Source organism: Myxococcus qinghaiensis (assembly GCF_024198215.1).
Classification (GTDB): domain Bacteria; phylum Myxococcota; class Myxococcia; order Myxococcales; family Myxococcaceae; genus Myxococcus; species Myxococcus qinghaiensis.
The window spans coordinates 167737-188237 of the sequence record NZ_JAKCFA010000011.1 but is presented as its reverse complement, the minus strand read 5'-3'; the positions used below and the strand labels follow the sequence as shown (position 1 = coordinate 188237).

Sequence of the window (20501 nt, the reverse complement as noted above, 5' to 3'; positions counted from 1 at the left end):
GAACGCCCCTCTCCAAGACGCTCAGGGCCGGACCTCAGAGCCGCTGGAGGAACCGCAGCAGGTCCTGCTTCTGTGTGGGATTGAGGGACTCGGGAAGTCCACCCGGAGTCTCAGGTGGATGCACGGGCGGCAGGTTCAGGGGCGGGGTGAAGGGCAGGATGAACTGGCTGTAGATGTCCACGACGTCCTCCAGCTTCTCGATGCTGTTGTCGTGGTAGTAGGGCGCCGTCCGCGCGATTCCACGCAGCGTCGGGATGTCGAACGCCTCGAAGTCCAGCGGGTTGCCGGTGATGAGCGCCCGGCCGGGGTCCGTGGAGAACCCCTGAGGAAAGAGATTGGGCCCGACGATGGGCGCTCCGCTCTCGTCCACCGCGGGGTTCGGGTCATAGGGCTCTCCGCTCGCCGTCACGGGGTTGGGCGGCAGGTCGGTCACCTGCTGCTGACGCGTGCCGTCCGTGTAGAAGCGGAACCGGTAGCGCGGCAGCTCGAGGTCCGCGTTGAACAGCGTGGGGAACTGGCCAATCTGTCCCAGGTAGGAGAAGCCAGAGAACGCGATGTTCAGGATGTCAGGCGTTGAACGTTGCCCCTGCACGGGCACGGGACCCACGCCGGGGACGTGGGTGAACAGGACGTTGCCATCGGCCTTCGTCACCGGGAACCCAGCGGCGAGCTCCCGCATGGCGGGGGTTGAAATCCGGCTCAGCGTCGGGCCGCCATGGCAGGGCTCGCAGCCGACCTTGAAGACCTCGCGTCCTCGCTGCTCCCGGGGCGTGAGCCACATGAAGTCCTCGGGGAGGGGAATCCTCGCGAGCGGCACTCCCGCGTTGCTCAAGTCCGAGACGAACCGCGCGCGGGCGGACGTGAACTCCCCTCGCTGGAAGTCCGCCACCTGCCGGAGCTGGTGGCGAGGCACCGCGGCTCCCTCGCTGTGGCTGGTGATGGCGGCCTGGGCCTGGTCGTCCAGGTTTGACTCGCGCCCGTCGAGCTGGAAGTGCGGCCCGGTGAGGGCGATGTCCTGGATGCTCGGTACGCCTCGCCAGACGGAGATCTTCCGGTCGCCCGGCGTGACGACGTGTCCCTGGGCGTCGATGACGTCCATGTTGGCGGGGAGGGGAATGACGACGCGGACGAGCCCCTTCGCGAGGTGCTTGTACGTGGGCACCGCCGCGCCCGGGTCATCCGCGTCGATGCGATTGAACAGCGGGTCCGCTGGATTCGAGGCGAGCAGGGCCCGCACGTGCGCGGGACGCAAGGCGGTGCTGTCCTCGAGCACATGGCACGTGGCGCAGGAGCGCCCGTTGGTGTTCGGGAAGGCCTGACTGAACAGCTTCTTGCCCGCGCCGCCGGGGTGAAGGGAGGCCTCGACCTCGGCTGTCTCGAGCGCCGCGCGCTCCTCGACGTCGACTGCGTCCTGCTCCGGGGCCGCTGGGGTGCACTGAGTCAGTCCGCCCAGTGCGAACGCACCGGCCAGACACGCGACAAGGCGCGTGGGAACCATGGGATGTCTCCAGGGGTGTGGAACTCCCCACGAAACACCCGAGGCCTCCGCAAGTGTCACCCGGCCGTTTCCCTCAAAAAGAAACCGGGGGCCCTCGTGAGAGAGGCCCCCGGTCCGGTGCGGCGGTGTGTCAGGAATTACAGGCGCGTCTCGCCATCGAACGCCGCGGGGCAGGTGGTGGGCAGGGCGAAGCCGTTGGTCGGCGTGGTGCCGCCCGAGCCGCTGGAGACCGCGTTGGTGCCGAGGCCGAAGGCGGCGAACGCCTTCCACAGCCGGCAGACGTCCTCGCCGTTGTGCAGGGTGGTGGCCGCGCTGATGATGCCGTCACGCACCTGGGTGAAGGTCGGGCTGCAGGCGGTGCGCTTCAGGCCCTCGGTGAAGTACAGCATCATGCGCTGGTTACCGGCGCTGCCATTGGCGTTGTAGATGTTGGCGTCAAAGCCCCACTGCGTCACCAGGGCCCAGTAGGCCTCCCACATCGCCTGGGCGAACACGGAGCCCACGCCGTGCGGAACGGCCATGCCGTTGATGCTCGCGTAGGTCCAGGTGTTGCGCGTCGAGTCCAGCGTGTACGGCTGGGTGCGGATGCCGTTGCCGGTGGTGGCCTGGTTCAGCGCGTAGGTGCCCACGCCGCGAATCTTGTTGGCCGTGTCACCGACGCGCGCAGTGTAGAACAGCGAGAGGAAGTCGCTGATGCCCTCGCCCGGCTGCTGCCGGTTGCTGAGGCACGACACGTTGCTGGGGCCACCGACCAGGCGGTTGGAGATGCCATGGCCGAACTCGTGGACGATGATGCCGCTGTCCAGGTCGCCGTCCTTGTCAGGCGTCGGCGCCGTCCAGACGTACATCTGCATGCGCGGAGGGCTGCCGTCCGCGGGCGTGGAGAAGTTGGCGTTGTTGGTGCCGCCGCCGTCCTGCGCCTCGGCCCGCACGTAGTCGTTGCCCGCGCCGCCGCGGCCGTAGTTGTTCTGCTGGAAGTTGCCGGCCACTTCGTTGAAGCCGTACTGGTACTGGACGTCGTGGATGATGTTGTTCCAGTAGAACAGGTTGGTGACGGCCGCGGAGATGTACGTGGACGGCGCGCCGGAGAGGTTGAGCGTGAAGACGCAGTTGAGCGCGGAGGTGCAGTCCGGCTGCGTCGTGGGCGGGGCGTTGTTGGCGTCCCGGTCCTCGTAGGCGTGGACGTTGTTGCCGCGCGTCGTCGTGTACTCGGCGCCGGCGACACCGTTGGTGTCGTGCCAGCCGTAGGGCGACGCCGTGGTGTTGGCGGGGTTGGTCACCGTCACGCGGCCGTCAGAAGGAGGCAGGGGCGTGGTGTGATTGGGGCTCTCCACGGGGACGGGATAGACCTTGTAGGAATCCGCGGCCACCCAGTCAAAGCGCGTCAACACCTCGCCGGAGCTGGCGTCCACCGTCACGTCGTAGTCGTGCTGCGAGTCCAGGGTGTAGACCTGGAAGTGCCACACCAGCCGCGCCTCGCCCCGGCGCATGGGCAGCACGGCCAGCTCCGCGACGATGGGCTCGCGCGACAGACCGTCCACTTCCACGCCCGTGCGGCGCTTCACGCCGGACTCCGCCTTCAGGGAGCGCGGGGCGCTCGGCAGGCTCACGCCCAGGTGCCGGGCCAGGCCCGCGACGGCCTCGCCAGCGCTCAGGCGCGGCTCCACGCCGGAGATGGAGTTCTCGATGGAGGGCAGGAAGTCGCTGTGGACGCCCAGGACGCTGCCGTCCTTGCCCACGTTGATCTGCAGCTGCGCGTTGTACACGGGCAGGCCCTTGAAGGTCTGCCGCAGGTACAGGTGCGTGGCGCCGCTCACCTCGGAGAAGACGCGGTCGGTGACTTCGAGGTTCGCCAGGTCATTGAGCCCCAGGCCGAGCGCCTCATGATGCTTCTGGACGAAGTCCAGGGCGATGGCCATCGGGTCACCGCTGCTCGGACCGGAGAGCGCGCCCACGGGGTTGGTGAGCGAACGCACGATGCCGCTCGACTCGTCCACTTCCACCAGCAGGTCAGGGATGGCCTGGCGCAGCGCCGCGACGTGCGCCTTCTGCACCGTCGAGAAGCCGAAGCGCGCCTGCGCATTGTAGGCGGAGCGAGCATCGAAGTTCCGCTCGCCGCCGGACTCCGGCGCCACTGCGAGCGCCGTGGACCCAGAGAGGGTCGCCGTGAAAACCACCGCCTGGAACAGTCGCCTTCGGTATGCACCTACGGACATGTCGTGCTCCTGCGCTGCGGGTCAGCCGCCCCGGTGAGGGGCGGTACTGGGCGTGCGAGGAAACACGTAATCCAGGTTTAATGCAAATGATCCGAAATATATGAAAAATACGGTTTAATTGTAGTTGTGGTGGGAGCTCCCAACAATTGACGCGCGGGTGCGGGACGACCTCTCGGAGCGGGGCCTGGATGAGAGCTGTTTCGGCGCGGTGTGCCTGGATGATTCCTACCAACCGCGTGGCGGGCTCGAAGCGATGGCTCGCCGTTGTCAGTTTCAAGGGTGCGGGATGACCCTGTCTGGCATGAACAGCTGGAGCCGAACTTCTCAGTTCGTCGGTACTGCGTTCAGGGCTGTGACTGGGGTTCGGCGGGGGCCGAGCTGTCTGGGTTGCGTGAAGACAGGTGTCTCTGAATTGCGTGGAGGGATTCGCCAGGAGACCCCCTCGCCGTCCAGGCCGCCAGGCGGCGTCGGCGAGGTCATGCGGCGAGTGTGGGGACGCGGCACGGCGCGAGGGCGTTCCATGGGGGCCTCGAGGCGCCCAGTGGCCCTGGCCGGGGCGGTTGTCGCCTGCGGCACGTCAGAGGGCAGGGCGCTGGCAACGTCCTTGACGCTCGCTGGGGCCTGCGGTACATCCGGCCCCGCTGGTTCGCGGTGGTAGCTCAGTTGGTAGAGCACGAGCTTCCCAAGCTCGGGGTCGAGGGTTCGAATCCCTTCCGCCGCTCACTCGTAAAGGCCGGTAGTCCTTGAGGAAACTCGGGACTACCGGCCTTCGTGTTTCCGGGCCTCGGAGGCGTTGTGGCCAGGATGCCGCACCCCGGCCAAGGTGCCGAGGGCTTCGTGGCTCCGCGTCCCCGGGAGGACTCAACCCTTCAGCCCGGCGGCCCCGGTGCCGCACGCCCGTGCGCTGCTGGAGCGCTCTTCCTCGGCGAGTGGTGCCACCGGGCTCGCGGTTGGCTGCGAGGTGCAGACCCAATACTCCCAGTCGCAGTCGTTCTGCTTTGCGTCGCGCGCTCGTTCATCCGTCTCAAGTGAGGCCAGATGATAGCAATAGCTATACGCCTCTTCGCAGGTGCCTGCCCACGCGGACGGGCTCCACGCTGCCGCGGTGACAAGGAACGCAACGAAACCACACATCCGCTTGAAGGGCATGGATGTCTCCTTTGGGGATCCACGCTAGCATCCCGGGCCGTCGAGACGACCGACATTTGGGGGTACCATGAAGACGTTCATCATTCGCGGCTTGCTGCTCACGGGGTTGTTGTCTGGATGTGGTGGCGAGGTAGAGCCTTCCACCGACGTGGTGGCCTCCCAGGCGCTCGAGAGCGAACTTCCCGCATGTGAAGAAGTCCATGGTCTTACGTGTCGCATTCTTGTCTCGGAATGCATCTGGCAGTCGACGGGTGAGATTGGCACCTGCAGGTGCAAGAGGCTGCCCGAGGGCCTCCGGTGGCAGTGCCTTTGAGTGGCTCGTCGCGGCATCAGTGAACCCGTTTCCGCGCGAGGTGCTGCAAGCAGTGGTGTGCCCGGAATATTCTCGGCGCTGGCCTCTTCCGATGCCGGTGACGTGAATCCATGAGCCTTCTCCAGGTCCGCTCCCTCCCATGCGCTCGTTCTCGGTGATTGCGTCGTGGCGGTACGTGTTGCCGTGTGTGCTGCTGGCCCTGCCGTCAGGAGCCCTGGCCCAGCGCAAGGCAGGGGAGGTGGTCATCGAGCGAGGCACGCTGGAGCCCGAGCCGGGCACCCGGGTGTCGTACGAAATCGGCACCCTCTACGTGCCCGAGAGCCGGCGGAAACCGGACAGCCGCCTCATCGAAGTGGGCTTCGCTCGTATCAAGGCGCCTCGGCCCACGGGGGCGCCGCCGGTGTTCTGGCTGCCGGGTGGCCCTGGCCTGAGCGTGCTCGGCGCGTTCACCGACGACGACGCGGCCTCCAAGGGACGGCTGCGGTCCTGGTTGACGTTCGGCGCCGTGGGCGACCTGGTCGTCCTGGAGCAGCGCGGCTTCACCCGGCGCGGAGAGATGCTCGAAGCGAAGAACGAAGCTGTTCCGCTGGACCGCCCCGGTTCCGTCCAGGCGGAGGCCCAGGCGATGCGCTCGCTGGCCAGGAGGGTCGTCGCCGAGCACCCCGGGAAGGACCTGTCCGGGTACGACATCTCCGAGCTCGCCGCCGACGTGGAAGCCCTGCGGAACGCGCTCGGCTACAAGAAGGTGAGCCTGTTCGGAGGCAGCTTCGGTTCTCAGTGGAGCCTCGCGGTGATGCGGCTTCATCCCGGGAGCGTCGCGCGCGCCGTGTTGTCGGGCGTGGAGCCGTTGAACAACGCCTACGACATGCCCTCGCACGTGTTCGCGGCGCTCCAGCGCATCGCCTATGACGCCGACCAGGACGCCGGCCTCGCGCCCTATCGTCCGGCGGGCGGGATGATGGAGGCCGTGCGCGCGCTGCACCGCCGCTTCGCCAAGGAGCCGGTGCGGGTGCAGGTTCGCGATGAAGCGGGGGCTACCCAGACAGTGGTGCTGGGCCTCGAGGACCTTCAGCTCGCGCTGGACTCACACACCCAGGAGGGAGAGCAATGGCCGGCCTTCATCCTCTCGCTCCACCACGGGCACTACGAGGCCTGGGCGCGCGAGGTCATCGAGCAGCGACAGGCGGGCACCACGAAGCTGATTGGCCCGTTGATCGACAGCAGCCTGGGCGTCACCGCCGCGCGTGAGCACCAGATGCGGACCGACCCCGCCGTCGAGCTGCTGGGGACCTGGAACTTCGAAGCCAACATCGCCTCGGCGCCCGAATGGCCCACCCGGGACATGGGGGATGAGCTGAGGACGCCCATCCAGAGCACGATACCCGTCATCTTCGTGCATGGAGATTGGGACACCTCGACGCCCGTCGAGAACACCCTGGGCCTGCTGCCGTACTTCCCGAACGGCCACGCCATCCTCGTCCATCGCGCTGGACACGACGGCACCTTCTATCTGCTCCGGAGCGAGCCCGCCGTGAAGAAGGCCGTGTACGAGTTCCTCAAGACGGGCAAGACGGCGAGCCTTCCTGTCGAGGTGACCTTGCCACTGCCCACGTTCGCCGTGCCGCCATTCCCTCCACCCGCGCCCGGCGCGAAAGCGGGCGAGCTGCCCCGACAGCCGTGATGGCCCTGACCTCGCGACGCGGTGAGCCCATGCCGTGAGGGGCTTCACCTCGACCTCGTCGCGAGCGCCGCTGGGACATGCTCGACGAGGACGTCGCGCAACGCGGCCACGCGCGGCGGGAGCGGGCGCTCTGGAATCGTCACCAGGGAGAGCGGAGCGCCCGGGAAGGTGAGGTCCGACAGCACGCGGACGAGCGTTCCCTGCGCCACGTCCCTCGCGGCGAGAAACACGGGGAGCAGGGCCACGCCACCGCCGCTCCGGGCCAGCTCCAGCAGGGCACCGAAGTCCTCGCACTCGACGGCGGCGGGTGGCGCGTCCCGCTTCGAGGCGAAGCTCTTCCGCCCCGCCTGGGGAGATGGCCACAGCCCGTCATGTCGCGCGAGCTCGGCCAGGGACTTCATGCTCCCCCGTGACGCCAGGTAGCGGGGCGAAGCGAAGAAGCCCGCCTCCAGGGTGCCCAGCTTTCGCGCCTTGAGCGGACCCGGACGCAAGGTGCCCACCCGAAGAGCCAGGTCCGAGCGAGTCGCCGGGAGCGCCACCACCGAGGACTCCAGGAGGAGCCGCACCCGCACCGCCGGGTATCTCGTCCGGAACGCCGCCACCAGCGGTGCCACCACCGTGCGGCCCAGGTCGGGCGTCGTGGTCACCGTCACCAGTCCCGAGGGCGTGACGGGCCGGTCCTCCAGCGAGGCCGTGGCCGACTCGAGCGCCGCGAGGGGCTCGCTGATTTTCGCCAGGAGCTGTTCTCCCGCCGCCGTCAGCGCCACCGCGCGCGTGGTGCGCGTGAGGAGCACCATCCCCAGCTCCGTCTCGAGCGCGCGAACCACCCGGCTCACATGCCCCTTGTCCAGGCCGAGCCGCCGCGCTGCCTGCGTGTAGCCGCGTGTCTGGGCGACCGTGAGGAAGACCGTCAGGTGGTTCAGGTTCATCGTTGCCGAATCTACAACGATGCGTTGCATTCCAGCGCATTGTTGATGCGCGTGGAGGGACGCATGGTGGAACCCGTGGATGTCGTTCCACCGAACCGAGGTCTCTTCACATGAAGCTCTTCATCATCGTCCCGTGGATGCTGCTCACCGCCTGCGCGAGCACCGCTCCCGGCGTCCTGCCGACGCGTGCCGAGCCAGGTCCGGAGCCCGAGGTCACCCTGCTGTGGGTGGGGCAGGCCCAGGCCGAGCGCTTCCATGAGGGGGCCTGGGAGCGCGTGCCGGCCTTCGACTACGAGTTCACCGTCGAGCAGCGGCGCTATGGCAACCACTGGGAGTCGGTGAAACATCTGCGTCGCCGGCACCCGGACTATGACGGCAGCGCGGGGCCGCGCGAGCAGACGATGTACTTCCGCGTCGACCTGATGGCCGCCGAGCCCTCGGGGAGCGTGGGTTTACGTCTGGCGTCCACGCTGGGCCCGGGGGAGGGGACGACGGACCGCGCCTTCCGTGAGGCACGGCTGGTGTTCCATCCGGAACTGAGCCGCTTCGCCCCCTTCGACACCTACCGCATCCGCCAGCATTACGAATACGAGCAGGGGCGCCTGAGGGAGACGGTGTCCCTGGACAAGGGCGAGCAGCCCTGGGTGCGCAACCACGAGCTGGCCGCGCTCTTCGCGCCTCACCGTTTCCAGGCGCCCCCGACGACCCGGTGACGAAAAAAGGGGCGCTCGGGAAGATTTAAAAAGGCCTTCGTTCTGGGTCCGAGGCCGAAAACGGGGAGCGCTTCACGCTCCCTCCCGGCCACGACGTGCCATTCCGGCACATCGACTTTCTAGGGGGACCTGGACCATGAAGTTCCGGACTCACACCAAGCAATGGCTGAGCAGCGCGCTCGCGGGGGCGCTGCTCCTTCCGGCGGCGGCGCTGGCGAACGAGACGCACGTCTATGGCATCGCCAACTTCGGCGGGGCCGGGCAGTGCTCGGGCTCGTCGCACTCCGTCCACACCCAGACGGCGGCGACCTTCGCGAACTACTTCAACCTGCTCAGGAGCCTCGGCCTCTGGTCGGACGTGCGCACGCACAACAACTCCAACGCGGCGCGGGACCTCTGGACGGACCCGGCCAAGGGGGCGGTGGGGGAGTCCAACGACGCCGCCATCAACGCCGGCGTGGACGACGCGGACGTCATCTTCGTCCACACGCACGGCAGCCACAGCGCGTCCACGCCGCGCAGCTCGCTCGTCATGGGCAGCAATGACCCTTCGTGTTCGGCGCGGACGAACGAGCACATGCGGCTGGGGAACGGGAAGCTGGACATCGCCGTCATCAAGGCCTGCCAGTCCGGCAACATCGAGGTCTGGGAGAAGGGCGGCTACCGCCAGCAGCTCGTGACGGCCACCAGCGGCTTCAGCGTCTGGAACGCCTTTCACGGGGACTCGTCGTGCGGCAACTTCGTGAAGGGCTACCTGGAGGACTACACGGCGAACTCCATGGCGGATGGCGTGGGAGAGAACTGGATTGATGAGGCCTACGACTGGGGGCTCATCTATGACGACTGCCCTGTGTCCATCGTCTTCGGTGACACCAAGGCGAAGCGCAAGAGCATGTACGAGGCGGGTGGTTGGAGAGACCGCAAGAACACCGGCAGCAAGACGGGCTCCACCTACTTCTACGTGAGCGGCTGCAACCCGGACAACGGTCGCAAGCTGCCCTGAACGCATCGTCCATCCAAACCTTCACCCGGACACTGAAACCATGAAGACGCACATCATCCGATTCCTGACCGTCCTGCCTCTCACCGCGATGCTTGGCTGCGACAGCGTGACACCCCTGGCGGAGCAGAGCCCCGACACGCAGCCCGCGCAGGTTTCCAGCGCGGCGACCGCCGTCAGCTTTGAGTTCGACACCACCGGCATCGCGACGCCTCCGTCCGGTGGGTTGCCCACCCAGTTGCTGCAGGCCAACGCCTTCAACGACGCGATTCTCCAGCGGGGACTGATTGGCACGACGGAGCCCTTCACCGTGTCGGGCGAGCTGGGCACTCGTCTCGACTTGGAGTCAGCGAACTGGAAGCTGGAGCGGGATGGTTCGTCCGGTCGGGCCCTGGTGCTGAACAAGGTGGAGAGCGGAGCCCCGACGAGGCAGGAGCCCGCGGTCCTTCAGCGCAACTCCCTGGCCCGGCTGCAGCGCTGGGGCATTCCCACCACGGAGGTGGGAGAAATCCGGCAGGTGGCGTCCTTCGTCCAGAGCGAGGATGTGGGCACCTTTGAGCCCGCGGAGCTCCACCGGCATAAGACTTTCGTCCTGCGCGCCATCAATGGCATCCGGGTGCAGGGGCACCGCGCGGTGGTGACGCATGGAGTGGATGGCAGCTTCCAGCGCGCGCTCATCGCCTGGCCCGCGCTGGCGCGTGAGGGGCACCTGCTGCGGACCCGGCTGTCCACGGCCGAAATCGAGCGGAAGGCTACCGAGGCCCTCGTGGCGGAAGGGCTGACGGCGGGCCGCGTGAGGCTTGCCTGGAAGTACGTGCCCCACCGGCTCACGGATGGGAGCTGGGCGCTGACGCTCCAGGTGGGGGCCGCCGTGGCCTCCGTCACCACGGAGACCCATACCGAGGAGCCGCGTGTGATTGACGTGGACGTGAACGCGGTTCCGTAGTCGCGCACTGCCTGACACCGCCGCCTCTGGCCAGGGATGCCAGGGGCGGCGTTTGTGTTGGGAGGAGGGGGCACTGTTCAGAAGCGGAAGGTGTCTGCCCCGGAGTGGCGCGGGTGTAACCGTCTTCGGGCTCAGGTCATAGGAGGAGTCTCTCTGTCCCTGCGGAACACCTCCATGTCCGGTCCCAAGGTCGCCACGAAGGTCCTCGCGAAGCCGTTCTTGTCCCCGCCGAAGGTGGAGGTGGCGAAGCCGAAGCCCGCCCTCCCGCAGACGGCGAAGCCGGCGAACGCCTTTGCGCGGGACTCTTTTGATGCGGCACAGCGGAGGCCTGGGCCGGACCTGACGGGAGCACCTCGTGCGAGGCCCAGCGCGACGACGCCGACCCTCAGCGAGGACAGGTCCGGGCGGACGGTGGTGGACCTGGGCGCGGGGGATGACACGGCGACCGTCACCCAGGGCCCTCGAGGCGGGCTGACCATCACCAGTGGAGGCTCGACCCTCCAGCTCACGGCGGAGCAGGCCGAGAACGTGGTCATCAAGGGCGGCGATGGAAACGACAAGATTACGGTGGATGCCAACGTGACGACGGGCGTGGCCATCCATGGCGGTGAGGGAGATGACTATCTCCAGGGTGGCGCTGGAGATGACTCCATCCGGGGAGGAGCTGGCAGGGATGTGGTGTATGGCCTGGGCGGCGATGACGCGGTGAGCGGCGGCGCGGGACGGGATTACCTGGATGGTGGCCGTGGCGACGACAGCCTCAAGGGCGGCGGTGGCAAGGACCAGGTGATAGGGGGCCGGGGCAACGACACGCTGGCCGGTGGCTCGGGGAGTGATGTGCTCGCGGGCGGGGCCGGCGAGGATGCCATTGACGGCGGCTCCGGGCACGACGAGGTCTATTCACAGAAGAACGACACCGTGGCGCGCTCCAGGCAGGACACCGTCACCACGGTGGACCTGAGCAAGGACGTGGGCACGTCGGTGACGGTGAAGGGGGACGCGAACTTCCAGGCGCGCGTCCAGTCGGACCTGGAGGCGTTGGAGTCCCTCCCGGTGGGCCGGGAGCTGCTCTCGGGGCTGGATGCCAGCGGCAGGTCGACGACCATCCGGGAGACCTCGATGGGTGACTCGGCATCTCCGAGCAACGATGACGATTCTTGGTTGAGGCCCGATGGGACGCCGGGGCCGGGCTCGGACGCGAACATCAACTACAACCCCACGGAGACGGAGTACTACGACGGAGACAAGCCCTGGCAGGTGCGACCGCCCGTCACCACGCTCTTCCACGAGCTGGTGCATGGCTACAACTACGCCACGGGGACCCGCGCGCCGGGACAGACGGACGGCGTGAACAACCGTGAGCTGGCCGCGACGGGACTGCCCTATGACCACGATGGCGATGCCAGGACACCCGACATCCGGCCCTCGCACCCCACCGAGAACAAGCTCAGGGAGCAGCTCGGTTTGACGCCTCGCCCGGAGTATTGACGGGCGGATGGGCTCGGGAGCGCCCTGTCAGGTTCAGCCCATCCCGTCACGAGCGCTTTCGCCGCGAAGGTCCGTGCAGCGACAACATGGGTTCGACCAGGGTCGCCATCGCATCGACGAAGAGCCGGACCCTCGCGGGGAGGTTCAGCCGACTCGGGTAGAGCGCGTAGACGGTTCTCACCATCGCTGGCTTGGGACCGAAGACGACCTTCAGTCGACCGTCACGCACGGCATCTCGGCAGAGGAACGCTGGAACACGCGCGATTCCGACGCCGGCCAGGGCCGCCTCACACGCGACCTCCAGGTCATTCACAATCAGCACCGGGTCGATCCGCGACTTCACCCCCGCGACCTGCCAGGTCTCGAACGCGCTGAAGCCGACGCATCGGGCGGAGGCAAGGTCCTGGGCTCGCGGCACCCCATGCTTCGATAGATACCCAGGGCTTGCGACGCAGTAGACAGGCGCCTCTCCGAGCTTGCGCGAGACGAGCGACGAGTCGTCGAGCGGTCCGATGTGAATCGCGAGATCCAGTCCCTCCTCGATGAGGTTGATGCGGCGATCCGCCAGCACCACTTCAATCCGCGCCTTGGGGTAGCGGCCGAGGAACTTCGAAACCACCGGAGCCAGGTAGCGGCGGCCGTAGAGCATCGGCGAGGACATCCGCAACAGGCCGACTGGCTCCACCTGCTGTTGCTGCACCTCCTTGTTGGCCTCGTCGATCTGCGCGGCGATGGCGGAACAGCGCTCGAAGTACATCGCTCCAGAACCGGTGACCCGCAGTCGTCTCGTGGTTCGCTCCAGGAGCCGCACCCCGAGCTGTTTCTCCAGCTTCCCGATGCGTTCGCTGGTGGTCTGCTTCGTGATGCCGAGCTGTCGCGCGGCTCCGCTGAAGCTGCCTTCGCGAACCACTGCCGCGAAGAGAACCATGTCGGCCGGAGAGATCATCGCCGTCAAGGCTAGCCTGACAAAGAGTCCAGGCGTGAGCGCATTGTCCGACAGCTGTCCAGCCCACATGGTGGCAGCCACTGATTCCCGTCGCAGGAGTGCTCACATGAAGCTCTACTTCGCGCCCCGGACCCGGGCGACACGTCCCCGATGGTTGCTCGAGGAGCTCGAAATTCCCTACGAGCTGGTCAAGCTCGACCTGTCGAAGCAGGAGCACCGGACCTCGGCCTATCTGGCGCTGCACCCGTTCGGGGAGGTTCCCGTCCTGGTGGATGGGGAGGTCACCTTGTTCGAATCACCGGCGATCTGCCTCTACCTGGCGGACCGGTATCCAGAGAAGCGTCTGGCACCGCCCCCGGCGTCGAGCGAGCGCGGCCCCTACCTCCAATGGCTGCTGTTCGCCGAGGTGACGCTCGAACCCCTGGTGCTGGAGCACTACCGGAATGCCCAACTGTCCGACGAGAACAAGGCCGACCTCTCGACGCAGCTCGCCCGGCTCGATGCCGTGCTCACCGTCATCGACACCCGGCTCGGTGGCAGGGAGTTCATCGTGGGTGCCGCCTTCACCGCCGCCGACGTGGTCCTGGCGTCAATCCTTCACCTGGCAAACACGGTGAAGCTCCTTGAGAGGCATCCGAGGCTCGTCGACTACGTCCTGCGCCAGACCCGCCGCCCCGCCATCAGGCGCGCCGTTTCGGGATGACAGCCCAGGGCTACAAATCACCAGCAGGCGAATGGACCGCCCGCTGGCGACTCGAGCCTGCCGCACCTCATCAGGTGCGGGCGGTGCTACGGAATCTGCTCGTACGGGTTGCTGGGATTGTAGGGGCCGGGAACGGGGTAGATGATCGGACCGCCACAGCTACGAGGACCACCGCGCACCTTGGTCTTGATCTGCATGGTCTACTCCTGGGTGTGTAGCGTGAACTCCAGTCTCGCGAGGCCCAGCATGGCCTCTCGTGGCTGGAGCGCAGGAGTGAATGACATGTGTAATCAGACGTCAAGGCGCTGAACCGGTGCGCAGTCTTCGGAATCACAGCTCGATGTCGTTTGTGTAGTGCGTCAAGGGTCAAACCCGCAACTCCCTCACGACGCTGTCCAGTTCGTCCCCAAGCGTCACGACGCCGACGCGCTCCGTCAGACGAATGGCGGCGTCGTGAAGCCATCCAGTCGCGCGGGACCCAGGCCCGGATGGCTCGACGTCCCCCCGATACCTCGCATCAAGGATGCCTTGGAGCGTCCTTGCGTCGTTTCATCCCTATTCACCGCATCATGTCTCCATCGCCCGGTGCTCGCCTGCGGACGGGGGTGAGTCCGCTTGAAAGGAGTGGCCCTCCGGCCCCGTTGGCCGGGGCGGCGTGAAACTGGAGGGTCCCTCCTGGCCGTCCTGGAGAGGTTGCCCCGCAGCGTCCCGTCCGGGGGCCGCGCGGAGGGGTTGGCGGAGACGGGCCGAACAGGGATGCTCACGGGAATGACCGGGATACAAATCGGCATCTTTTCCAGCGTCTTCGGAGTCGGCCTGGGGGTCGCGAGCCTCATCGGCTACGTCCGCTGGCAGCACTGGAAGCAGCAACTTCAGGCCTGGCAGGGTTTCGCGAACACGCGCGACTGGTCCTTCTTCGCGAGGTCCGGGTTCATGTACTCCGCGGGGACGATGGAGATGAAGGGCCGCCTCGCCGGGCGGCCGATCTCCGTGGAGACCGAGCACCGGGGCTTCGGCAGGCATTTCCACATCGTCACCATCATCCGGCACGGTCTGGGTGATGGCTTTCCGCGCGGGGTGACCATCCGGCCCCAGACGCTGGGTGACGCGTTTCTCACGATGTTTGGCGTGAAGGACGAGGAGATTGGAGATGCCAGCCTTGATAATGCATTGGACCTGAGGAACGTCACTCCCAAGGCCCGCGCCGTCCTCCTCAGCGCGGCAATGCGGCAGCCCCTGCTGAACCTGGCCCGCGCCTTCGAGACCTTCTCCATTGAGGACGGTGTCCTGACGGTGGAGGTGATTGCCGTCCCTCGCACCACCATCGAGCTGTATGGATTGCTGAATCCCGTGCGTGAGCTGGCCGACGCCGTCCGGGGCGCGGTCGGCCAGACCGACTGACGGGCGGAGTCCTCCAGGGCCCGGTCCTGCTGGGCCGCCCGGGCGCTGGGGAGCGGCCCGGGCGGGAGCTCATCACCAGTCGTAGCCGTGGTAGCTCTTCAGCACGATGACCTTGCCGCTGTTCGGGTAGTACAGGACGCCGTACTCAGCGTAGCTGTGGCAGTTGTGGCAGGGGAGCTCCTCCCAGCCGAACCACGCCTGGATGGGGCCACCGCCCGCGAACGCGTCGATGGCGGCGAGCAGCGGGTCGTTGCTCGCGCCGAAGAAGTATCTGTCCACCAGGCCTGCGCGGTCGGTGGCCTCGCCCCAATCGAACGGCAGCACTTCTTGCATCGTCTCGTGGAGGTGGTCCACCACCGCCTGGATGGTCACCGGCGTGGCCGGGCACTCCGGGGTGCTGTACGCGTCGATGCCGACCTGCCCGTACCACGTCGTGGCCAAGGAGGCGGAGGCGGGCGCCTGAAGCGCGTGCGCCGGGGGCGGGAAGCCAATTTCGGTGAGCGACAGCGGCTGGCCGGGGAGCACCTCGCAGGCGCTCGCGTACGTGCAGCGCTGCACCTGGCGGTAGGTCCCGCACGAGCTGAAGTCCAGCGTGCCCGCGGGCTTCGAGTGGTAGCAGGTGTAGACGGACGGCTGGCAGGCGGGGGACGGCCACGTGTTGTACGGGTCGTCGTTGGTGCTGATGGCCAGCCCGGTGACGCGCACCACGAGGCGCGCCGTCTCGTCCACCACGGCGCCGGTGTTCAGCGCGGCGGTGAAGGTGAGGGGAATGGTGTGCGGGTCCACGGCCTGGTGCACGGCTGGGTAGCGCCAGTCCAGGTTGAAGGTGTCCGCGTCCACGCGGGAGACCGTCGGCACGCCGTCCGGCGCGGTGACGGTGAGCGACGTGGCCGCCGAGTCCACCCGGCCGCGGTACATCAGGGACTCGGTGCCGGCCGTGTTGCGCACGTAGACCGGATCGACGTTCTCGAAGACGGAGATGGAGTTCGGCCCACGGAAGTCGAAGAAGCGGGGCGCGAGGATGATCTGCGCGTAGTATCGCGTCGGCGAGCCCGTGAAGGTGTCGATGGAGACCAGCAGCGGCAGGCCGGAGAGCATCGTGTTCAGCTCGTGGCCCTCCTCCAGCACCACCTCGAAGCGCCGCTCGCTGATGACGCTCGCCGTGCCGAAGGCGTCATCTGGCACGAAGCTGAAGACATCGCGGATGTAGCGGTTGGTGGTGCCACGAATCACGAGCACGCGGCGGTTGTTGCGCGTCTCGAAGGTGCCCAGCGTCTCGAAGCTGAGCTCGTGCGTGCCGGTGGGCTCGTACGCGTAGATGCGGGTGGCCGTCGCCGCGGCGGTGGAGACGCCCGTCTCCTCGACAGGGACGACTGGCGACTCGTCGGGGGACGTGCTGCCACAGGCCGTGACTCCGAGAGACAGAGCACAGGCGAGCGCGAAATTGCGGAACCTCATGTGTTTCCTCCAAGTGAAGAATTCCGGGGGATAGCATATGCGCCTGACGCAAGCGTGACGCGGCATGTCTCAGTTGTGTGGCGACACTGGTGTGACATGCCGTCGGAGGACGGTGGGGATGGGGAGGAAGCGCAGCCACGCCGTCAGCGCGGGGCTCGTGGAATCACAGCCACCGGCCGAGCCGCCCTTTCCACGCGGGCCCGCCGACCGCGGTCTCACGTATGCCCGTGCCCCAGTGTTGCCCCTCCAGCGGGGCCGAGAACGGGACAAGACGGGATGGGGCGGCACAAGAACCGCTTGAGGTTTCCTATCGTATCGCCCTGCCCACGGGTTCAAGTCCCGTGGTCCTTGAGACGGGCGCCCGTGCGAGGCGCCCGTCGGAGTGGTGGGTTGATGAGGCTAGTGCGGGGAGTCGTGGCCGCGCGCGGCCCGTCGACGTCGCAAGGGGCCTCCCATCAGGAACAGCAAGCCCCAGAGCAGTGAGAGGCCCGTCGGGCTCGTGGAGCATCCGCCGCCCTTCGGCTCGTCGCGCGTGATGTCCGGTTCGTGTCCCGCATCAGCCCCACCTGGGCCCGCGTCGGGGGACACGGCCCCTGCATCCGGGACTCCGTCACCCGCGTCGGAGGACACAGCCCCTGCATCCGGGACTACGTCACCCGCGTCCGGGGACACGGTACCGGCGTCGGAAGGCTCCTCTCCCGCGTCCGTTTCCTCCGGACCGGAGTCGGGCGTATGCGCTCCCGCGTCGGGAAGCGTGGTGCCTCCATCCTCGGACGAGGGAGGGCCCAGCACCGTCACCCGCATCTCACAGGTCGCGGTATTGCCCGCGCCGTCCCGGGCGGTGAACACCACGGGCGTCGTCCCCACGGTGAACCGGGTGACGGAGCGGGGCAACGAGGTCACCTCGACCTCGGAGACGTCATCCCATGCCTCCGCCATGCCGAATTCGACATAGCGCCTGGCTCGGCCTCCCGCGTCCACCACCACGTCCGCCGGGCAGGTGATGGAAGGGGGGACTGTGTCGAAGTGCTCGGGGCCCACGGCCCATAGCTCACGTCCTCGCTCATCCAGGTCGGCGGTGAAGTAGAGGTGGTCGCCGGCGGGCATGAAGGACCGTGGCGTCGAACCTGGGTCCCCGGGCTGCACATCCGCGAGTCTGTGAGTCCCGGCCAGCGTCCCATCCGTCGTCCAGGGCTCGAAGCCCGACACGCCATCCCAGGCGGAGAACACGAGCCGGTTCCCCAGGGCTCGCAGTTGCTCGGGATTGGAGCCCGTGGGGCCGGGCTGGACATCCATCACCAGGGTCGTTCCCGCCACGGTGCCGTCCGTCTTCCACAGCTCCCAGCCGGTGGTGTCATCCTTCGCGGTGAAGTAGGCGAGGGTGCCAGCCACCACGGGGCGTTCTCCCGACAGGGTGAGGCCCGAAGGGCTGATGGCGACCGTGCCCGCCGCCGTGCCATCGCTCGCCCAGATGCGCCCCTCGACGTGGGCCACGAGGCGTCCGCCGATGAGCGACAGGGCAGGGCGGCTGATATCAGACGACGTGTTGAAGGAGGTGACGGGCGCTGTCCCTTCCGCTGTTCCATCGCTTCTCCAGAGGTCTCGGACGTTGGCCGTCGTCGACGAGGCCAGGAAATAGAGCGACCCGTTCGACTCGACGAAGGAGAACGCGGGCATGTCGCCCAGCGCGTGGATGGCCCGGAGTGGCCCCGTCCCCGCGGGCGTCCCGTCGCTCTTCCACAGCGTGGACTGAAGGCCCGAGCCCACGCCGAAGACAAGCGAGCCGCCGAAAGTCCCCAGCGGACCGAAGCGCTTGCCGCTGGCGGTTCCCAACTCGGCGACACGCTCGGCGCCTGTTCCCGCCGCGCCGACCCGCCAGAGCGCCACGGCGCCATCGGCGCTCGCGAGGAAGTACAGCCACTCGCCCAGGGCCACGGGCGAGCCGACGAGCTCGCCCCCTGTCACCCGCGTCTGGCTTCCCGGCGTGAGGCCCGAGGACCAGATGGTCCAGGCCGCGCCGTCCCGGGCCGTGAAGTACACGCGGCTGCGGAACGCCGTCAGCGCGAAACGCTGCTCGGAGGTGACCTTTCCGCCCGGATCCAGGTCGGAGATTCGCACCGTCCCACTGCGTGCGCCCTGGCTCTTCCAGAGTCGGAACGTGTCGGGCGTGCCTTCCTGTGCCCAGAACACGAGGGTGCCATCCACATCGGTCAGGTGCTGCGGATGCGATGGAGTGGAGGCCGTGGTGACATGCTTCACGGGGACCGCGCCACCCGGCGTCCCGTCCGTCACCCAAAGCCAGGTGCCCGAGTGGGTGCGGTCGTTCCCATCCACGTCGGCGTAGAAATAGATGCCCCCGTCATCCCAACCCGCGACCTCGGCCATCGAGTCGAGCGGACCGGGCGCGGCGTCCTTCACCATGAAGGTCCCTTCCTCGGTTCCGTCGCTGGTCCACAGCTCGACACCGTGCTCGGGCGTCCGTCCCTGGAAGTAGAGGTGGGGGCCCACGACCGTGAGGCCGCCGACCACGCCGCGTCTCGGGCCTGGGTTGATATCCTTCACCTGGTACGTTCCCGCCGTCGTGCCGTCGCTGCGCCACAGTTCCGTGTCCCAGAGCGTGGTGGTGGGGTCGTCTTCCGTGGGGCCTGGAATCGTCACATAGCCCGAGGTCGCCACGAAGTAGAGGATGCCATTCATGTTCCGGAACGAGTGGAGATAGGACCCCGTGGTGCCCGGGCAGATATCCTTCACGAGCACCGTCCCCGCTTCCGTCCCGTCACTCTTCCAGAGCTCTACGTTCTCTTCCTGATCGACTCCCGTGAAGTAGAGGGTGCCGTCGATTCGCACCATGGAACTGCTGGCGGGCATGCCGGTGTATTGCCAGTTGGGGATGCCATTGAGAGGGCCCGGGTAGATGTCCTTCACGAGCGTCGTTCCCGTATCCGTTCCATCCATTCGCCAGAGTTCGTGTCCGTGGGTGGGATCCGACGCGAACATGTAGGCATATTGTCCGACAGGCACGAACGTCTGCATGGAATAGGGCGTCTCGCCGAGGAGGGCCAACGAGGTGCCGGCGGGAGTGAAATCGGTCCGCCACAAACGGGGGCGCGGCACGCCGGCCTGAAAGGCGGTGACGTACCTCACGCCCGCGAGCTCGAACGAGCCGCTGCCGAATCTCACCCTGTTCGCGCTCCCCGAGGAGTCTGTCAGCAGGTGACTCCCCCCGGGCGTTCCATCCGTGGCCCAGAGCTCGCCTTGCCCTTGAGAGCGATTCACCACGAGGAGCGCCTGGTCGTCGAAACCGAAGCCCGGGAACACCGCCGAGCTTCCGTACTCCTCTCCTGTCAGCAGCTCTTTCACCCGGACGGTGCCCTCCTCCGTGCCGTCCGTCTTCCACAAGGCCATGTCCGCGGCGATTCCTCCTGGGAAATAAGGTCCGTCCCCCGCGAGGAAGAGCAGGTTCCTTCCCAGGACTGTCGCGTCGCCCAAGTAGGCGCTGTCAGGGCCGACCGCGATGTCCTTCATCACGCGGGTCCCTTCCCGGCTTCCGTCGCTGACCCAAAGCTCTCTTCCGTAGGGAGAGCGGGCCGCCGCGAAGAGCATCACCTCCGTGGCGTACTCGGGATACGTATATGTCCAAGGCATGGCGCGACGCTCCTGGAACTCCAGGGGCACTTCGCCAATATCTCTCACCGGATATGCTGGCCAGGAGTCCGGACGTGATTGCAGCTGTGATTCCAGCTCGGGTGAGTTGCGCTCGACCGGCACCCCGCCCTCCGACATCACCGGACTACAACTCCCCGCCAACACCCACAGCGCACCCCACAGCGCTCCATTCGGTCTCATGCGCGCATCTTCGTGAATTGACGCGCGCGTGACGAGCCCACCGCTCTTCATCGCGTCGAACATGACGCCGAGTCCTCGGCTCTCACCGCTCCGCGTGCGAGAAGGAGTAATCCCAGACGTCTGCCATCACGAAGTCGGCGGAGACGACCCAAGGGGGCCTCGTACTTCAAGCCCAGGGCCCACCAGCGTTTGTCATGGAAGAACCCGCCCCCTC

The 20501-nt window shown here is 67.3% G+C and carries 14 protein-coding genes and 1 tRNA gene; 8 read left to right on the top strand and 7 right to left on the bottom strand.

The window, feature by feature from the left end:
- Positions 1-34: 34 nt before the first annotated feature.
- Together LZ199_RS22135 and LZ199_RS22130 are read right to left on the bottom strand one after the other, a co-directional pair.
- On the bottom strand, positions 35-1498 hold the full coding sequence (locus LZ199_RS22135) for a cytochrome-c peroxidase (RefSeq protein WP_253995723.1): 1464 nt from the start codon (positions 1496-1498) through the stop codon (positions 35-37).
- Between the two features lie 137 nt (positions 1499-1635).
- Positions 1636-3714, bottom strand: coding sequence for a M36 family metallopeptidase (locus tag LZ199_RS22130; RefSeq protein ID WP_253995722.1), 2079 nt, complete (start codon positions 3712-3714; stop codon positions 1636-1638).
- Positions 3715-4362: 648 nt separating this feature from the next.
- Between LZ199_RS22130 and LZ199_RS22125 the strand changes: the two genes are divergently transcribed.
- Positions 4363-4435: transfer RNA gene (locus LZ199_RS22125), tRNA-Gly, on the top strand.
- Positions 4436-4575: 140 nt separating this feature from the next.
- Here LZ199_RS22125 and LZ199_RS22120 read toward each other — a convergent pair.
- The gene (locus tag LZ199_RS22120) at positions 4576-4863 is read right to left on the bottom strand and encodes a hypothetical protein (RefSeq protein ID WP_253995721.1); all 288 of its coding nucleotides are present in this window, start codon (positions 4861-4863) and stop codon (positions 4576-4578) included.
- A gap of 452 nt (positions 4864-5315) precedes the next feature.
- Between LZ199_RS22120 and LZ199_RS22115 the strand changes: the two genes are divergently transcribed.
- Complete coding sequence (locus tag LZ199_RS22115; RefSeq protein ID WP_253995720.1) at positions 5316-6857, top strand: alpha/beta hydrolase; 1542 nt, start codon at positions 5316-5318, stop codon at positions 6855-6857.
- A 44-nt stretch (positions 6858-6901) separates the two neighbouring features.
- Here LZ199_RS22115 and LZ199_RS22110 read toward each other — a convergent pair whose 3' ends face one another.
- Entirely contained in the window at positions 6902-7786 is an 885-nt protein-coding gene (locus LZ199_RS22110) for a LysR family transcriptional regulator (protein ID WP_253995719.1), read from the bottom strand.
- A 110-nt stretch (positions 7787-7896) separates the two neighbouring features.
- On the opposite strand from LZ199_RS22110, the gene LZ199_RS22105 reads away from it, so the two are divergent.
- The 4 genes from LZ199_RS22105 to LZ199_RS46190 all read left to right on the top strand — a co-directional run bounded on the left by LZ199_RS22105 (position 7897) and on the right by LZ199_RS46190 (position 11933).
- Entirely contained in the window at positions 7897-8499 is a 603-nt protein-coding gene (locus LZ199_RS22105; RefSeq protein ID WP_253995718.1) for a hypothetical protein, read from the top strand.
- Between the two features lie 136 nt (positions 8500-8635).
- Entirely contained in the window at positions 8636-9502 is an 867-nt protein-coding gene (locus LZ199_RS22100; RefSeq protein ID WP_253995717.1) for a DUF6345 domain-containing protein, read from the top strand.
- A gap of 40 nt (positions 9503-9542) precedes the next feature.
- Complete coding sequence (locus LZ199_RS22095; protein WP_253995716.1) at positions 9543-10445, top strand: hypothetical protein; 903 nt, start codon at positions 9543-9545, stop codon at positions 10443-10445.
- A 174-nt stretch (positions 10446-10619) separates the two neighbouring features.
- On the top strand, positions 10620-11933 hold the full coding sequence (locus tag LZ199_RS46190; RefSeq protein ID WP_256569320.1) for a M91 family zinc metallopeptidase: 1314 nt from the start codon (positions 10620-10622) through the stop codon (positions 11931-11933).
- Positions 11934-11979: 46 nt separating this feature from the next.
- Here LZ199_RS46190 and LZ199_RS22080 read toward each other — a convergent pair whose 3' ends face one another.
- Positions 11980-12948 carry a LysR family transcriptional regulator gene (locus LZ199_RS22080; RefSeq protein WP_253995715.1) on the bottom strand — a complete coding sequence of 323 codons (969 nt, stop codon included), beginning with the start codon at positions 12946-12948 and terminating at the stop codon, positions 11980-11982.
- 37 nt (positions 12949-12985) lie between these two features.
- On the opposite strand from LZ199_RS22080, the gene LZ199_RS22075 reads away from it, so the two are divergent.
- Positions 12986-13582, top strand: coding sequence for a glutathione S-transferase family protein (locus LZ199_RS22075; protein ID WP_253995714.1), 597 nt, complete (start codon positions 12986-12988; stop codon positions 13580-13582).
- Between the two features lie 756 nt (positions 13583-14338).
- Complete coding sequence (locus LZ199_RS22070; protein ID WP_253995713.1) at positions 14339-14983, top strand: hypothetical protein; 645 nt, start codon at positions 14339-14341, stop codon at positions 14981-14983.
- Between the two features lie 72 nt (positions 14984-15055).
- Here LZ199_RS22070 and LZ199_RS22065 read toward each other — a convergent pair whose 3' ends face one another.
- The gene (locus LZ199_RS22065; protein WP_253995712.1) at positions 15056-16441 is read right to left on the bottom strand and encodes a hypothetical protein; all 1386 of its coding nucleotides are present in this window, start codon (positions 16439-16441) and stop codon (positions 15056-15058) included.
- Positions 16442-16840: 399 nt separating this feature from the next.
- Positions 16841-20086, bottom strand: a complete 3246-nt coding sequence (locus tag LZ199_RS22060) for an ELWxxDGT repeat protein (RefSeq protein WP_253995711.1) — start codon at positions 20084-20086, stop codon at positions 16841-16843.
- Between the last annotated feature and the right edge of the window lie 415 nt (positions 20087-20501).

Excerpts from the sequence above, each read along its gene's own strand:
- LZ199_RS22135 (WP_253995723.1), bottom strand. The coding sequence starts at position 1,498 with ATGGTTCCCACGCGCCTTGTCGCGTGTCTGGCCGGTGCGTTCGCACTG.
- LZ199_RS22130 (WP_253995722.1), bottom strand. The coding sequence starts at position 3,714 with ATGTCCGTAGGTGCATACCGAAGGCGACTGTTCCAGGCGGTGGTTTTC.
- LZ199_RS22120 (WP_253995721.1), bottom strand. The coding sequence starts at position 4,863 with ATGCCCTTCAAGCGGATGTGTGGTTTCGTTGCGTTCCTTGTCACCGCG.
- LZ199_RS22115 (WP_253995720.1), top strand. The coding sequence starts at position 5,316 with ATGCGCTCGTTCTCGGTGATTGCGTCGTGGCGGTACGTGTTGCCGTGT.
- LZ199_RS22110 (WP_253995719.1), bottom strand. The coding sequence starts at position 7,786 with ATGAACCTGAACCACCTGACGGTCTTCCTCACGGTCGCCCAGACACGC.
- LZ199_RS22105 (WP_253995718.1), top strand. The coding sequence starts at position 7,897 with ATGAAGCTCTTCATCATCGTCCCGTGGATGCTGCTCACCGCCTGCGCG.
- LZ199_RS22100 (WP_253995717.1), top strand. The coding sequence starts at position 8,636 with ATGAAGTTCCGGACTCACACCAAGCAATGGCTGAGCAGCGCGCTCGCG.
- LZ199_RS22095 (WP_253995716.1), top strand. The coding sequence starts at position 9,543 with ATGAAGACGCACATCATCCGATTCCTGACCGTCCTGCCTCTCACCGCG.
- LZ199_RS46190 (WP_256569320.1), top strand. The coding sequence starts at position 10,620 with ATGTCCGGTCCCAAGGTCGCCACGAAGGTCCTCGCGAAGCCGTTCTTG.
- LZ199_RS22080 (WP_253995715.1), bottom strand. The coding sequence starts at position 12,948 with ATGTGGGCTGGACAGCTGTCGGACAATGCGCTCACGCCTGGACTCTTT.
- LZ199_RS22075 (WP_253995714.1), top strand. The coding sequence starts at position 12,986 with ATGAAGCTCTACTTCGCGCCCCGGACCCGGGCGACACGTCCCCGATGG.
- LZ199_RS22070 (WP_253995713.1), top strand. The coding sequence starts at position 14,339 with ATGCTCACGGGAATGACCGGGATACAAATCGGCATCTTTTCCAGCGTC.
- LZ199_RS22065 (WP_253995712.1), bottom strand. The coding sequence starts at position 16,441 with ATGAGGTTCCGCAATTTCGCGCTCGCCTGTGCTCTGTCTCTCGGAGTC.
- LZ199_RS22060 (WP_253995711.1), bottom strand. The coding sequence starts at position 20,086 with ATGCCTTGGACATATACGTATCCCGAGTACGCCACGGAGGTGATGCTC.